Source organism: Thermoproteota archaeon (assembly GCA_030130125.1).
Taxonomy (GTDB): Archaea; Korarchaeota; Korarchaeia; order Korarchaeales; family Korarchaeaceae; genus Korarchaeum.
Window position 1 is genome coordinate 1 of sequence record JARZZM010000011.1, and the last position, 14,774, is coordinate 14,774.

Sequence of the window (14,774 nt, forward strand, 5' to 3'; positions counted from 1 at the left end):
AGCGAGTGGCCCAGCTCGTGCACCAGCAGGAAGGCCAGTATCCCGAGCGAGTGGGAGATCGTGGAGCTGAGTACATCCACCTGCATCCCTAATTCTCTCAAGAGAGAAGCTGTCCCATCCGAGATAATCCAAGCAGAGAACAGGACGGTAGCGACGGTAACCGCCGAGGGGGGGTACCTACGCTTAACACGGACACCCCGCCTCCCGGGAATGGAGAATACGAGCAACTTGAGATTCTCCCCATCGTGAAATAGCTTGGGGAGAAGGCCCATTCCGGTTAACTTCATATACAGACTCTTGAAAAGGGGCCCGGTCTCGGAGGGGCTTATCTCCTGCAGTAAGAACTCCACCTTATCCTTATAGTAGACTACATCTTTCACTTCAAAACTCTCGGCCACTACATCTTCTACTAAGGGTGGTATTTTCGACATAGGAGATCCTGCACCATTCGTTTAAAATATATGATCCCGTTGAAATTCCATGTGATGCTCCAAGGCTACAGGATAAGACCCTTCAAGCCCGAGGACTTGGAGGAGGTTGAGCGCATCAACAGGGTCTTCCTGCCTGAGAACTACCCCAGCTACTTCTTCATAGAGAACTACAGGAGGTTCCCGAACAGCTTCTTAGTGGCGGAAAACGATGACGGTAAGGTCGTTGGATACGTGATGTGCAGGGTCGAGAGCTATTACACTAGGGATCAGACTATCCTGCTTGGCCACGTCCTCTCCATAGCTGTGAGCAAGAAGCACAGGAGGAAGGGTATAGGCAAGGCACTAATGGAGGGAGCGGAGAAGGGTCTGAAGGGATACGGGGCTGACGCGGTTTACCTCGAGGTAAGGGTCTCCAACGAGCCCGCGATAAAGCTGTATGACGATCTGGGCTACAAGAAGCTCGGGATAATTCCCGCCTACTATGCTGATGGGGAGGATGCCTACCTGATGTACAAGATGCTAGATGAGGAGGTGGAGGGGGCCCTCGTTGAGGAGGTGCTTGGGAGGAGGGTTGTGAGAATATGAGAACCATCGATCTGAGGGGTAAGAGGAGCCCCTATCCGATAATACAGATAGCGAAAGCCGTGAAGAAGGCCTCCCCGGGTGAAACGGTAAACTTCCTCATCAATGATAAGGAATCGGTAGACGAGGTTTACGACTGGATAAAGAGGACCGGTCACATATTAAAGGCCGTCGTGAAGAGAGGGGATCACTGGCTGATTCAGATAGCAAAGAGGAAGTGATTTTTATTTCCTCAGCTACTAGCCAAGCGATGCGCTATGCCTAAGGTCAAGGATCCCGGTCTAGCTGAGAAGGGCGCGTTGAAAATAGAATGGGCCAAGGCCCATATGCCCGTATTGGGCACAATATCGGAGAGATTCTCCAAGGAGAGGCCCTTAGAGGGCATCAGAATAGCTGCGTGCCTCCATGTCACCAAGGAAACGGCCGTCTTAGTATTGACATTGAAGGAGGGTGGGGCGGAGGTCTGCCTGTCGGCATCGAACCCTCTCTCCACACAAGATGACGTCGCGGCGGCCCTCTCAGAGGAGGGAATAGATGTGTACGCTTGGAGGGGGATGAGCGAGGATGAGTACTTCTGGGCCATAGAGAGAGCGTTGAGCTGCAAACCTCACATCACGATGGACGATGGTGGGGACATTACGGTGATGGCCCACGAGAAGGGATTCGCTGACGGTGTGATCGGTGGGACCGAGGAGACCACCACGGGCGTCCTCAGGATAAAGTCCCTAGCTAGAGATGGGGTGCTCAAGTACCCGGTTATAGCGGTTAACAACGCGGAGACTAAGTGGAACTTCGATAACGTCTATGGGACCGGACAGAGTACGATCGACGGCATCCTGAGGGCGACGAATGTTATGATAGCCGGTAAATACTTTGTGGTAGCCGGATACGGACATGTCGGTCGGGGAATAGCCATGAGGGCCCGCGGAATGGGCGCCAAGGTCATAGTAACGGAGATCGATCCCATAAAGGCCCTGATGGCTGCCATGGACGGCTACCTAGTTATGCCAATGAAGGAGGCGGCTAAGGTAGGGGACATCTTCGTAACCGCCACGGGAAACAAGGATGTGATCAAGGCGGAGCACATAAGCCTGATGAAGGACGGGGCCATTCTGGCTAATGCAGGGCACTTCGATGTGGAGGTATCGGTCAAGGACTTGGAGCTAATGGCCCTCTCTAAGAGGGAGATGAGGGATAACGTGAAGGAATACCTGCTTCCCAACGGAAGGAGGATCTACCTGTTGGCGGAGGGCAGACTCGTGAATCTGGTTGCTGCGGAGGGGCATCCAAGCGAGGTCATGGACATGAGCTTCTCCAATCAGGCCCTAGCTGTCGAGTACCTGATCAAGGAGGGGAGGAACCTCAAGCCAGAGGTGCACCCGGTTCCGAGGAGCATAGATGAGGAAGTGGCCAGGCTGAAGCTGGCGTCCATGGGGATAGAGATAGACGCTCTGACGGAAGAGCAGGAGAGGTACCTCAAGAGCTGGCGTGGATGATCAATGGAGGAACTTCCTCTAGGTGCGCTCAGGGTTAGGGGCTGGAGCAGGGGCTGCGGGCTCTGCTGGGAAGGGGCTAAGATAGTCCTATTCGTGACCGGTAAGTGTCCCCTCTACGAATCCTGTCCATACTGCACGATCTCCGAGTGGCGCCGCGACAAGGACTTGGTGCTGGTGGACGAGAACCCGGTATCTAGCGATGAAGATGTGATCAGGGAGGCGGAACTCGTTTCCGCTCTAGGTGCGGGGATCACCGGCGGAGAACCCTCGCTAGTGGTGGACAAAGTGGCCCACTACGTCCGGATCCTGAAGGGCAGGTTCGGCGACTCCTTCCACATACACATGTACACCAACGCCGTGGGAATAAATGAGAGAAGTCTGTCCATTCTGAGGGATGCTGGGTTAGATGAGATCAGATTTCACAGCTGGGATAGGAGGATCTGGGAGAGGATGGTACTAGCCTTAGACGAGGGATTCATCGTGGGAGCGGAGATGCCCTCCATACCTGGCGAGCCTTGGGTGTCGAAGCTGAAGGAACTCGCCTCCTACCTAGACAGGATAGGCGCCAGCTTCATAAACCTCAACGAGCTGGAGTTCACGCCATCGAACAGGAATGGATTGCTAAAGATGGGTTTCAGGCCTAAGATGGACAGCGAGGTTGCTGTTCAGGGAAGTGCGGAGGCCGCGAGAGAGGTGCTGGAGTTCGTCGAGAGGGAGACGGGCATCATGGGTTACTACTGCCCGGCCCTCCAGAAGGAATATCAGGTGAGGATGAGGTGGGCTAGGAGGGCTAAGAACGTCGCGAAGGAGTATGAGGAGCCGACTGATGAGGGCACCCTCATCTACGGGGAGATCGAGGGTCCGGAGGAGGCTCTCCTATATCTCTCAACCAAGTACAGAGGCGTGATCTCCGGAGGTAGGCTCCTCATAGATCCGTATACCTTCCAAGATATCGCCAAGGAAGTTTGGGAACTCGGTTTGAATGGGAGGCTCGTGGAGGTCATGCCCACAGACGACAGGAAGGTGTTGCAGATCTTTCCCCTAGATTTCATCCTGAGGGAGATGAGGAGGAGTGAAAGAGATTGAGAGGAAGGTATGGGAGGCTTTGAGGAAGGTCAAGGATCCGGAGCTCAAGGTGAGCATGGTGGATGCTGGCCTGATAAAGAAGGTAGAGGAGAAGGATGGTGTAGTGACGGTGGAGTTCACCCTCACAACTCCTTTCTGCCCTTATGCCGATCTTCTCGCGTTAGCAATAAAGAAGGCGGTGGAGAGCATTGAGGGGGTGAAGGAGGCCAAGGTTAGGATAGTGGGGATAAGGGTGTGATTTTAGAATATGACCTCCTCGCCTAGCTCTGGAGAGAAGGCCGCCATTCCCATCTTATCCTCTAGCTCGTTGGCGAACTCCTCCGATTCCTCCCCGTGGACCACCATTATGCTCTCCGGCCTCAATTCCCTGATGAGTTTTAGTATACCGGACCTACTGGCATGAGCAGAGAAGTTGAGCTGGTTTACCTTCATCATTATCCACGTTTCTTCTCCCTCTATCTCCATCTTGCCCTCCTCTATCAGCCTCCTTCCCTCGGTTCCGTCCACTTGGTAGCCTGTCAGGGTTATGGTGCTGTTCTCGTCCTCCTTCCTCTCTCTCACATAATAGTGAACCGGGCCGCCCTCGAGCATACCCGAAGTGGTCAGCACCACATTGGGCCTCTTGGTTATCTTCTTCCTCATGTGCCAGTTCCTCACGGAAGTTATGGTCCTCACGGCCAGCTTCAAGTCGTTAGCGTCCCTAACCCTGTTCGAGAAGTACTCCGTTATCTCCGTGCTTTTCCGGGCCATCCCATCTAGGAAGAGCCTTCCCTTGAACCCCCTAGCCCTCAGAGCCATGGCGACCTCCAGAAGCCTGCCTATCGCGAATCCAGCGACTATGGCCGTCCCGCTGGACTTCAGGGTCTCTATCACTATCTCCTTGAGTAGGAGTTCCTGCTTCGCTCTGGGCGGGTGCTCTTTCCTAGCATAGGTGGATTCCGTTATGAGTATGTCCACCGGCGGTATGTCATCGATGCTAGCTGGAGGCATCAACCTGGAAGGTACTGTATTGAAGTCTCCCGTGTACAGGACGCTCGTCCCGTCGTACTTTATGTGGAACATGGCGCTGCCGGGTATGTGGCCAGCATTTACGGCGGTGACCTCCAAGTCGCCCACCCTGAAGGGAACATTGAATTCCACTGGCCTGAAGTTGTTCAGGATCCTCCTCACCTCTTTCGGTCCGTACCCTATGTGATGGCCCTTCAGCTTCGCCACCTTTATGGCATCATACAGCAGGAGCTCGGAGTACTCCCTAGTTATGTCTATCCCGTAGATGGGTACATCGTGTCCATGGCTAACCAGCCTAGGCAGCGATCCAGAGTGATCCAAGTGCGCGTGAGTCAGAAGGACAGCATCCACTTTCTCAGGTATAGGAGGGAACTCGGGGTGCTCCTTGGGTATTAGCTTCATGCCGTAATCCAGCAGCACCCTCGTACCTCCTGCCTCAAGCAAGAGCGCGCTCTTGCCTACTTCACGGGTTCCACCCAGCGCAGTCACAGATATCTTTCCCATTCTCTTTCTCACCTCTTATCTCGGACCGTCTCTAGCGGTCCTTTACAGGAGTAACGTCCTTCTTACTGATTTAAAAATAGTACCTTTCACGTAGAGTGGGTGGGTTCCATGGGTTACATCTCGTTTTCAGACTTTAAAAAACTGGATTTGAGGGTTGGAGAGATAATAGAGGCAGAGAGGGTTGAAGGCAGCAGGAAGCTCGTAAAGCTGATAGTGGATTTAGGCAATGAACGAAGACAGCTGGTCGCGGGCCTGGCAGAGCACTACGAGCCCGAGAGCCTCGTGGGTAAGCAGATAGTCGTCGTGACGAATCTGCAACCTAGGAAGTTCATGGGCATAGAGTCGCAGGGTATGCTACTCGCTGCGGTGGTGGGGGAGGGTAGACCCGTTCTGCTGACCCCTGAGGAGAAGGTCCCGCCGGGCACACCGGTCTCATGATTCCTCATCGGAACTGCTGGTACCCAGTATCCTGTACACCTCCACCCCCTCATCTCCTATCCTTTCGAAGTCCAGAAACGCTAGGCCCTTCCTCTCAAGCCTCTCCAAGACCTGCTTGGCCGTGTCGACTGGGAGGTTCAGGTCGGCTGCCACATCTGCAATGGTCACGTACCCTCCTTTCCTCCTAGCGAGCCTTATTACCCTCGCCTCGAGGAGTTCCTCGGATACCTGGGCTCTTTTAACCATCATATTAGCGTATATGGCCGCTCCTCCCAAGAGCAGCATGGTAAATCCGGACACGGTCCTAGAGGGGTTGTAGGAACTTGCTATCAGGAAGACCAAGCCGAAGAAGATCAGGATAGCTCCCGCTCCGTAAGCTAAAAAATTCCTGAGAGAGGGCAACTGGGATCAGCCCCCAACTTCCTCCCTCAGTCTCCTCAATTCTTCCTCGAGCTCGCTCTGGAGCTCGATCTTACCCAGTTCCCTCTCAATCTCGTCCTTCTCCTCAGGTTCCAAGACATCTAGAGCCCCTCCGGTGGCAACCAGCTCATCCAGAGCTGCGGCCCTAGCCTTCATCTCGTTGACCTTGCCCTCGGCCCTCTCTATTATCTCGGCAGCCGATGTGAAGTCCTCGGAAAGTCCGGTGACCATCTCCTGAACCTCCACCTGAGCCTTGGAGGCCTCGTACTCCGCCTTGAGCTGCTCCTTCTTTGCCTTGAACAGGTCTATCTTCGTCTTGAGCTTGTCCCTCACCTCAAGCAGTTTCTCCTCGTCCTCCTTCATGTCAGCTATCCTCTCCTCCAATATCTTCTTCTGTCTGACCAGAACGAGCTTCCTCTCTAGGGCCTTCCTAGCCAGATCCTCCCTACCGGCCTTGAGGGCCCTCTTGGCCTTATCATCGAGGTCCTCTATCTTCTCATCTATCCTCTCTAGCTCGAACTCCAGCTTCTTTCTAGCGGTGATCGCCCTAGATAGGGCCATCTCCACATCGTGGAGCTGCTGTACGAGCTTGTCGTACGCGTAATCCAGTTGCTCTCGGGGGTCCTCGAAGTTGTCCAACAGCTTATTCAACTTGGCCTCGATGCTCGTCTTGAGTCTCTCCCAAAAACCGGGCAACATGCATCACCGTGAATCCTCGAGGGACGGGATAAAAAAATTGTTCATCGGGATCGGGCTACTGAGCGACCGTACTGCCTGAGCCCGTAAAGTGCGGCAGCCGCCCTCTCTGGGGTCGGGTAGATCGGTATTCCCCCCTTCTCCATCCTGCGAAGTACCTCCTCGACATCAGGGGTTGTAGGGACTGCGGTGGCCACCACTGGTATATTGGATCTCTCGACCAACTCCAGCAATAGCCTCTCGGTCTTGTCCGGAACCATCCCGGGGACCCCGAACAGGGGTATGAGGAACAGGGCATCATATTCGCTGCTCTCAACGAAGGCCAGTCCAGCCTCCAAGAACTGCTCCGGTGTTGAGTCGCCGGTAAGGTCCGTCGGATTGCCTACTGGGTAGTACGAGGGAAGCATTTCCCTCAATTTCCTCATCAGCTGCTCGGAGGGGGGAGTTACCCTGAAGCCCCTGATTTCTAAGGCATCCACCGCCAGTATCCCGAATCCGCCACCATTCGTCAGCACTGCCACCCTGTCCCCGAACATGGGTGGCTGGGTCGCTAGGGCCACCGGAACGTCCACAAACTCGTTCAAAGTGTTGACCAAGATCCCGCCGCTCTGAAGGACCGCTGCCTGGAATATATCGCTCCTCCCGGCTAAGGATCCCGTGTGGCTCCTCACGGCCCTGTCTCCTGACGAGGTCCTTCCACCTTTAAGGACGACCACGGGTTTCCTCTTTGAAGCCTCCCTTATAGAGTCCATGAACTTCCTCCCGTCGGCCACACCCTCTATGTAGGCCGCGATGACCCTAGTGTCATCGTCCTCCGCCAAGTACAAGATCAGGTCCCCCTCATCCACGTCCAGCCTGTTGCCGTAGCTCACGAACTTGCTTATCCCCCTCCCCTCCTTCCTGATCATCGTGAGGAGGGTGCTTCCCAAGCTTCCGCTCTGCGTAATTATCGAAACCTCCCCGAGGCGCGGCCGGGGTATAACCTCCTCTGGGAGGAACAAGGTATCTATCCTGTCCTTGGGGTCGAATACCCCCAAGCAGTTCGGGCCTATCACCCTCACACCATGCCTCTTCGCCACCTCAAGCAGTTCCCTCTCCAATTGCTCATTCCCTATCTCGGAGAATCCTCCAGACACCACGATGGCGCCCTTGGCCCCCTTTTCAGCCGCCTCCTCTAGGGCTGAGGGAGTGAGGTCGGCCCTCAAAGCTATGACCGCCAAGTCGATGTCGCCGGGTATGTCCGTGACCCTAGGGTAGCAGTTGAGCCCCAGTATCTCGTTAGCCTTCGGATTCACTGGGTATATCCTCCCCGGGAACCCTATCTCTATCAGCCTCTTCAGAATGATGTGTCCAACTCTCTCAGGGTTCCTAGATGCGCCTATGACAGCCACAGATCTCGGCTTGAAGAAGACGTCCAGCTCTCCCAAATTATCCCCTAGGTAATCACGGGAACACGTTAAAATTTAGCAGTCGTGAGTTAGCTGGAATGGTGGTTGAGTCAGGGCTGCCCTTTGAGTCAATAGAGGAGGCATTGATCGAGGCCAGATCACGGGTGTCCTCCTTTCTCTTCCCGAAAAGCGGAGTGGAAGGTGACGCCCTGCTCTCGGTGATAAGAAGGGAGTGGAGGAGCGGTATAGGGCGGGGGGAGATGGAGAGGATAGCTGCCATCGATGGGAGCAACAACAGCGACTACCTCACCCTAGGCCAAGTGATCTTCGTGGTCTCAGCTTCCCTCTTCATGAGGGATAGCGAGCCTGTGATCGGTAGAAAGTACCAGATAGGGGTGATGGACGATTATCACTACAGGGAGAGGATCTCCTTCTGCCGAGAGACCATGGAGATCAAGATGGCCCTCAGATCCTTAGAGCTAGAGCCGGAAATCCTGCTCATGGATGGCTCCTTCTTGGCCATGGTCGACAGGGGGTTGTGGTCCACTCCTTACGGTCAGAAGGTGCCCTACCCCATGAGGAGGATCTTGAGGGAGGTTGAGTCGGCCTTGGGGGTGGATCTCACCCAAGGATTGGTCTCCCACACGCACCTCATGGACATCTCGAGCAGGATAGAGGAGATCGTGACCTCGGTGCTGGAGGATGAGAAGGGGAGATCTCCCGAGAGGGACGAGGTTAGGAGGGCGGTGGCCTTCATAGAGAGGTATGAGGTGCTCTCCAGCCTGAACGAACTTATGAGGAGAGGAAGGGGTATTCTGGTGGCTGTGGCGAAGAGATCAAGCGGCAGGCTCTACTTTAACTCGCGCCTACCCGATATGGAGGTTGTGAGGAGGTATACCAGCCTGGAATCTGGCTACCTGAGCCCGAAGTCAGCCGAACTTCGATTCCCCGAGTACTCGGGTATCGAAGATACCTACCGGATCACGCTGACCTATGCTAGGCTCGAGAGGGCTACCAACCCGCTGAGGGTAGAGGTGGTCGGGGATGCTGATGATTCTTTCTTGGAAGAGCTGCGGGGTTCTCTAGCTAGATACTCCGTGAGGGGGTACCCCTATCACCTTAGGAGGGTACACGAGCTCGCCAAGATAGGGAGAGATCTCATGTCCCACCTAGCGAGGAACCTCCTAGTTCCGGAGGTGAGTGGGAGGGAGAGAATTGGAGAGTGACGTTTTGGGAAGAATTGCTCCCAACTCTACGCCCGTGCAGGCCGAGATGATAGCCTATGCTGGTGTGGTGCCTAGGGTGGGGGACTACGTTGTGATAGACAGCGAGGAGTCCCAGCTGCTGGGTATGGTCAGTAACGTGGTTAGAGGGGCGTTGGAGCTGGCTAGGAGTGATCTCCTCCAAGCGAACTACTACGATACGATACTAGAAGTGGTGGGATCACCATCCGACTGGTTGAAGGCGACCATAAGGATGATAGGGGTGCTCTCGGGGAGCGAGCTAGCTGGCCTCCCCAGGGCGCCTCCTCCAACGGGGGCTCTCGTGAGGAAGGCCCCGGCAGACCTCTTGAGGAGGATATTCGCCCCTCCTGAGGGTAGAAAGGGGATAAAGCTGGGGAATCTCCTGACGAGGGGAGATGTAGTCGTCCATTTGGATCCAGATGAGCTTATCTCGAGACATCTAGCCGTGCTGGCCGTTACTGGTGGCGGTAAGTCCAACTCGGTGGCCGTGATCTTGGAGGAGATAGTCAGGATGGGTGGCGTGGCCATACTATTCGATGTGCACTCGGAGTATACGGGCATGACGTTCGGATGTCCCCACTGCGAGGTAGAGACAGTGGATCCCGTCCTAGATCCCAACACTCTCACCGTCGAGGAGCTAGGTGGTCTGCTGGGAGTTACCTACGATAATGCACCCAAGCAGTTCATCTACCTGAAGGCCGCTTACAAGAGGGCAAAGGAGCTCCTCATTAGGGAAAGGCTTGGAGAGTACCTGAGGAGGGCTGAGATCGAAGCTGAGATGGATGACCTCTTGGCCGGCATGCAGGCCATAATACAGCTGTCCTTAAGGGAGAAGGATTCCGATGACAAATTCCTCATAGCATTTCCTAGCAGCGACAGGGGGAGCGTTGAGAGCCTCCTAGCCAAGGTGGACTTCGTGAGGTCGAAGTACGGGAGGGTCCTCAGGCCAGCTGCCGGCGAACTGGTGGACCACCTGAACTACGGGAAGTTGGTAATAGTGGATCTAGGTCAGTTGGATTCGGATCTCACCGACGTCGTGGTGGGGAAGACCCTGTACACCATCCTCATGAGGGCGAAGCTGAAGAGGATACGGAAGGGGTACGAGGACTTTCCAACACCAGTCTTCGCGGTCTTAGAAGAGGCTCATGCCCTCATACCATCGGTGGAGCATACCTACACGTCGTCAGCTGCTGCATCCATAGCCAAGGAGGGCAGGAAGTTCGGGGTCGGTCTGTGCCTCGTCAGCCAGAGGCCCAAGAGGCTCAACTCCGATGTCCTCTCCCAGATGGTCAACAAGATCATACTGAGGGTCGTGGAACCCGAAGACCAAGCATACGTGAGGAGGGCAACCGAGTTCCTGAGTGAGGAGATGGTCTCCTATCTACCCTCCCTCGATGTGGGCGAGGCCGTGGTGGTGGGGCCCATGGTGAGGATACCAGCATTAGTCAAGGTGAGGCTGTTCGAGGGGAAAAGGGGAGGAGAGAGCCTGAAAGCCTATGAGATGTGGAGGGAAGGCTTGAGGAAGAGGTTAAGCGCATCTACCGACGAGTACTACGACTCCATAGGGGGGTAAACTTGAGGATAGTCCATATGTCCGATAACCACCTCGGGAAGGCCCAGTTCCATCTGGCCGAGAGGGAGGAGGACCTCTACAAGGCGTTCGACATGGCTGTGGATCTGGCGCTCCAGCAGGACCCCGATCTGGTGATACATACCGGAGACCTCTTCGACAGCTACAGGCCCCATCCCAGGGCCTTCGTTAGGGCCTTCGAGGGCTTGCTGAGGATAGTGGAGAGGGACATCCCCATCGCGATAATAGAGGGGAACCACGAACTGGGACCGGATACCGTCAGGAGGAGGATGGCCTCACCTCTGATAAACCTGAGGAAGCTCTTCGAGAGGTTAGGGTACGGGAAGCTTTTCGTGAGGCTGGGGCCCGGCGCGGCTAGGATCGGTGATGTAGTGGTGGCCGGCGCCCCCTACGCCAGCAGGGGAGTCAAGATAGCTGATACGGTAGAGAGCTTAGATAGGAAAGCCAAGAATCTCTGTGAGAGCTGCCCCAAGGTCTTGATGCTCCATCAGGGCGTGAGAGGGATGATAAAAGCCATCTACCCGGAGGTCGATTTCTCTGAGATAGCCAAGAGCTCCTTCGACTACGTGGCCATGGGTCACTACCATAATAAGGTGGTCAGGAGGAGTGGTAAAAGGGTATTCGCCTATTCGGGATCCACGGAGGTCATAGAGACTAGGGAGATCCCCCTAGCTGGAGAGGGGAAGTACGTGCTTTCCGTGAAGATCGACAAGGACTGCATCGAAATGGAGGAGCTGAGGTTGAGGACCAGGCCCTTCCTATACTTCTCAGAGACCCTGAACAATACCCAAGACCTATACGTCCTGATAGAGGGATTGAAAAATCAGTTAACGTCCCAAGAGTTCGATAGAAGGCCCGTGGTGTATGGAAAGCTCTCGTTGAAGGGAGACGTGAGGCCGGGCATGCCTACCCTCGAGATCAGGAGGGCTCTGATGGACCTCTCCCTCTACGTGATCGTCAGGGAGAGCAGGATCACTGAGGAGGGTGAGGACAAGGACCTCCTCACCGGAGTTGGCTTGGAGGAGCTGGTCCAGAACGCAGTAGCATCCCTAGATCTGGACGAAGGGGTAAGATCTTTGGCCCTGAGGATATTCGATCTTTGGTACAGGGAGGGCAAGAGGGGGGAGGCGTTCGTCAAGGGAGTCCTCGGCCTCATGGAGGAGGGATCATGAGGATAAAGCGGTTAGTACTGGAGAACTTCGGTCCGCACGAGAAGACAGAGGTGACGTTCTCGGACGGGATAAATGCGATAATAGGGGAGAACGGCGCGGGTAAAACGACCATATTGGAGGCGATGGCTTATGCCCTGTATCCTAGGAGCGTGAGCAAGCAGGAGAACCTGATCAGATCCGGCGCGCGTAAGATGAAGGTTCAACTCGAGTTCGAGCTGGACGGCCGGAGGTACCTCCTGATTAGAGAGAGGGAGAGGGGAGGGATTTCATCGGCCTCCATATACGACGTGACAGATGGGAGAAGGCTCCTCCAGAGGGATCAAAGTAAGGTGAACAGGCAGATCGAGGCCCTGCTGGGTATAAGCAGAGAGACGTTCCTCCAGGCCATCTACGTCAGGCAGGGCGAGATAGCCCAGCTCCTTGAACAGACTCCTTCGAGAAGGAGGGAGGTGGTGGGGAGACTCCTCGGCATAGAGATGCTGGAGAGGATATGGGAGGGGCTGAGGGATGTGATAAGTCGTTTGGACGCCGATCTCCAGTCGATAGATAGTGAGATCAAGGGTATCGGGGATGTCTTCAAAGAGAGAGCTTCCCTAGAATCCGAAAGGGAGGAACTGCTGGAGGATCTTCAGAAAACTTCAAAGGAGGAGGAAATACTAAATAAGGAGATGGAGAGACTGGAGAAAATTAGAGAAGAATTGGAACGCAAGAATCTAAAGTATAGAGAGCTCAAGACTAGGGAAGAGTCCCTAAGGAGGAGACTAAGCGAGGTATCGAAGCAGCTCAATGTTAAGAAGAAGAGGTTGATGGATCTTGAGCGTGAGCTCCTTAGAATAAGAGATCTGGAGATCAAGGCCTCCAAGTACGAGGAGCTCGAGTACGTGAGGGGTCTCTTGGTTGAGATCGCTCCGCTAGAGGAGGAGATCAAGCGTTTAGAGAGGATGCGACGAGAACTCGCGAAGTACGAGGAAAGGGTCTCCTCTTTAAGCATCCTTAGGGAGAAGGTGTCCAAACTCAGCCGGGAAATTGAAAGGCTCCAGCGGGAGGAGGTCCTCCTAGCTAGCATGGAAGAACGCCTCAGGCAGTTAGAGAGTAAGAGATCTCAGCTAGAGCGCAGGATGTTAGAGTACAGGCGTGAGATCAAGGATACCCTCTCAAACCTGTCCGAGCTGCTTGGCAGGTGGATAAAAGATCCGGAGGAGGGTGAAAGGAACCTCTCCAAGGAACTTTCCAAGTTAGAGGGTGAGTTGGACTACTTGGATAAGGAATTAAGCAGTATCGTTGAGGAGAGGTCTAGACTACTTCAGAGGAAGGAACAGGCATCCCGGTATCTTTCGGATCTAGAGGGGGATGTGGACAGATGTCCCCTCTGCGGGTCCAAGCTGGATCCCGGTTCCGTGGAGAGGCTGAAGGACGAATTAAAGCGGGAGATAGGGGAAATAGATTCTCTAATAATGGATAAGGAGAGGGAGCTTAGGTCCATCAGGGAGAGAAGGGAAAACATCTTATCGAAATATAAGGGGCTGAGCTCCTTTAACTTGGAAGGGACTATCGCCAGGGAGAATGAGTTGAAGTCCTTGGAGAGGGAGATATCAGAGATCAGCGACCAGATTACCTCCCTCAGGGAGGAGACAGTCCCGCTTAGGGAGAAGGTATCTCGCCTGAGCGCGTTGAGGGCCGAAATAGAGATCCTAAGGAGGGATCTCGCGGAAAGGGAAGCCCTGCTAATCAGGATAGAGGAGATTAGAGATGAGCTAAGTGAGAGAGACGTGGATAAATTGAGAGAAAAGTTGAAGAGGTTCAAGAAGGATTTAGAGGAAAAGCTCACGTCCTTGGGCTTGGAACTGGAGTCAGTTGATGGGGAATACAGGGAGGCTCTTTCCGCCGTGAAGGAGGTACAAAGGCTCAGAGGTATCCTGTCCACAAAAGACGGACTTGCCTCCGAGGTAAAAGAACTGGAGAGGAGGAAGCTTGAATTAGAAGGAGAACTCTCGTCCATACATAGAGAGATAGAGGGGCTTTCCTTTGATCCCTCCGAGCTTGAGATCATCAAGAGAGAGATAGATTACCTGAAGAGTAAGCTTAACTCCCTCACGCAGAAGAGGAGCAGGATTCAGGGGAAGATTGAGGAGATAGATAGGAGGATGGAGATCCTCAAGAAGAAGGAATCCAAATTGAGGGAGTTGATGGGGAAGAGAGAGTCGTTAGAGGCCTTCAGGTTGAAGATCCTTAAGGTCAGGGAGGTCTTCAGCAGAGATAAGGGGATCCAGCCTCTGATAAGGGACAGGGCGAGACCCGCCGTGGAGGAGGAACTTAACATCATATTCAGCTCTTTCAACTTCGACTACGACTCCGTGACGCTGGATGATGACTTCACGCCAAGCCTGAAGCGGGGAAGAACGGTGTTCTCTTTCGACAGGTTAAGCGGTGGGGAGAAGATATCCCTTGCCTTGGCGTTAAGGCTGGCGATAACCCGATTTCTCATGATGTCGAAGGTAGAGACATTCCTCCTAGACGAGCCGACCATTCACCTAGACGAGGAGAGGATCGATGCACTAGTTGAGACCATGTCCTCCCTCAACGTACCCCAGCTGATAGTGGTCACGCACTCTCCTAGGTTCAGGGACATAGCCTCCCACTCCATACTGGTCAGCAAGTCTGGAGAGGTGTCATCAGTCGAGGTCGTCGATGAGGGCACCCATGTTAGTGATTAAATAG

At 54.4% G+C, this 14,774-nt stretch carries 15 protein-coding genes; 10 read left to right on the forward strand and 5 right to left on the reverse strand.

Features of this window, described 5'->3' with window-relative positions; translation table 11 throughout:
- Nucleotides 1-431: hypothetical protein (locus tag QI197_01635; GenBank protein ID MDK2372061.1), on the reverse strand; the 431-nt coding region annotated here is incomplete at its 3' end.
- A gap of 30 nt (nucleotides 432-461) precedes the next feature.
- Between QI197_01635 and rimI the strand changes: the two genes are divergently transcribed.
- The 5 genes from rimI to QI197_01660 are packed head-to-tail and all read left to right on the forward strand — an operon-like array spanning nucleotide 462 to nucleotide 3,833.
- Entirely contained in the window at nucleotides 462-1,016 is a 555-nt protein-coding gene (gene rimI, locus QI197_01640; protein MDK2372062.1) for a ribosomal protein S18-alanine N-acetyltransferase, read from the forward strand.
- Nucleotides 1,013-1,234, forward strand: a complete 222-nt coding sequence (locus QI197_01645; protein MDK2372063.1) for a sulfurtransferase TusA family protein — start codon at nucleotides 1,013-1,015, stop codon at nucleotides 1,232-1,234. The genes rimI and QI197_01645 overlap by 4 nt, the downstream gene beginning before the upstream one ends.
- Nucleotides 1,235-1,270: 36 nt before the next feature.
- On the forward strand, nucleotides 1,271-2,509 hold the full coding sequence (locus QI197_01650) for an adenosylhomocysteinase (protein ID MDK2372064.1): 1,239 nt from the start codon (nucleotides 1,271-1,273) through the stop codon (nucleotides 2,507-2,509).
- Between the two features lie 3 nt (nucleotides 2,510-2,512).
- Nucleotides 2,513-3,595 (forward strand): radical SAM protein, encoded by a 1,083-nt coding sequence (locus tag QI197_01655; protein MDK2372065.1) that lies wholly within the window; start codon nucleotides 2,513-2,515, stop codon nucleotides 3,593-3,595.
- Nucleotides 3,582-3,833, forward strand: coding sequence for a metal-sulfur cluster assembly factor (locus tag QI197_01660; GenBank protein ID MDK2372066.1), 252 nt, complete (start codon nucleotides 3,582-3,584; stop codon nucleotides 3,831-3,833). The genes QI197_01655 and QI197_01660 overlap by 14 nt, the downstream gene beginning before the upstream one ends.
- A 2-nt stretch (nucleotides 3,834-3,835) precedes the next feature.
- Here the strand turns inward: QI197_01660 and QI197_01665 are convergent, their stop codons facing one another.
- Nucleotides 3,836-5,107, reverse strand: coding sequence for an MBL fold metallo-hydrolase (locus QI197_01665; protein ID MDK2372067.1), 1,272 nt, complete (start codon nucleotides 5,105-5,107; stop codon nucleotides 3,836-3,838).
- A 108-nt stretch (nucleotides 5,108-5,215) separates the two neighbouring features.
- On the opposite strand from QI197_01665, the gene metG reads away from it, so the two are divergent.
- Nucleotides 5,216-5,545, forward strand: a complete 330-nt coding sequence (metG, locus tag QI197_01670; GenBank protein ID MDK2372068.1) for a methionine--tRNA ligase subunit beta — start codon at nucleotides 5,216-5,218, stop codon at nucleotides 5,543-5,545.
- Here metG and QI197_01675 read toward each other — a convergent pair.
- The 3 genes from QI197_01675 to QI197_01685 are packed head-to-tail and all read right to left on the reverse strand — an operon-like array spanning nucleotide 5,540 to nucleotide 8,088.
- Nucleotides 5,540-5,947: a hypothetical protein gene (locus tag QI197_01675; GenBank protein ID MDK2372069.1), complete on the reverse strand. Its 408-nt coding sequence runs from the start codon at nucleotides 5,945-5,947 to the stop codon at nucleotides 5,540-5,542. The two genes, metG and QI197_01675, sit on opposite strands and share 6 nt — an antisense overlap.
- Before the next feature lie 6 nt (nucleotides 5,948-5,953).
- Nucleotides 5,954-6,661 carry a PspA/IM30 family protein gene (locus QI197_01680; protein ID MDK2372070.1) on the reverse strand — a complete coding sequence of 236 codons (708 nt, stop codon included), beginning with the start codon at nucleotides 6,659-6,661 and terminating at the stop codon, nucleotides 5,954-5,956.
- Between the two features lie 44 nt (nucleotides 6,662-6,705).
- On the reverse strand, nucleotides 6,706-8,088 hold the full coding sequence (locus QI197_01685; GenBank protein MDK2372071.1) for a CoA-binding protein: 1,383 nt from the start codon (nucleotides 8,086-8,088) through the stop codon (nucleotides 6,706-6,708).
- Between the two features lie 59 nt (nucleotides 8,089-8,147).
- On the opposite strand from QI197_01685, the gene QI197_01690 reads away from it, so the two are divergent.
- The 4 genes from QI197_01690 to QI197_01705 are packed head-to-tail and all read left to right on the forward strand — an operon-like array spanning nucleotide 8,148 to nucleotide 14,770.
- Nucleotides 8,148-9,275 carry a DNA double-strand break repair nuclease NurA gene (locus QI197_01690; GenBank protein MDK2372072.1) on the forward strand — a complete coding sequence of 376 codons (1,128 nt, stop codon included), beginning with the start codon at nucleotides 8,148-8,150 and terminating at the stop codon, nucleotides 9,273-9,275.
- Nucleotides 9,265-10,866 carry an ATP-binding protein gene (locus QI197_01695; protein ID MDK2372073.1) on the forward strand — a complete coding sequence of 534 codons (1,602 nt, stop codon included), beginning with the start codon at nucleotides 9,265-9,267 and terminating at the stop codon, nucleotides 10,864-10,866. The genes QI197_01690 and QI197_01695 overlap by 11 nt, the downstream gene beginning before the upstream one ends.
- A gap of 2 nt (nucleotides 10,867-10,868) precedes the next feature.
- On the forward strand, nucleotides 10,869-12,056 hold the full coding sequence (locus QI197_01700; GenBank protein MDK2372074.1) for a DNA repair exonuclease: 1,188 nt from the start codon (nucleotides 10,869-10,871) through the stop codon (nucleotides 12,054-12,056).
- Nucleotides 12,053-14,770: an AAA family ATPase gene (locus QI197_01705; protein MDK2372075.1), complete on the forward strand. Its 2,718-nt coding sequence runs from the start codon at nucleotides 12,053-12,055 to the stop codon at nucleotides 14,768-14,770. The genes QI197_01700 and QI197_01705 overlap by 4 nt, the downstream gene beginning before the upstream one ends.
- Nucleotides 14,771-14,774: the final 4 nt, after the last annotated feature.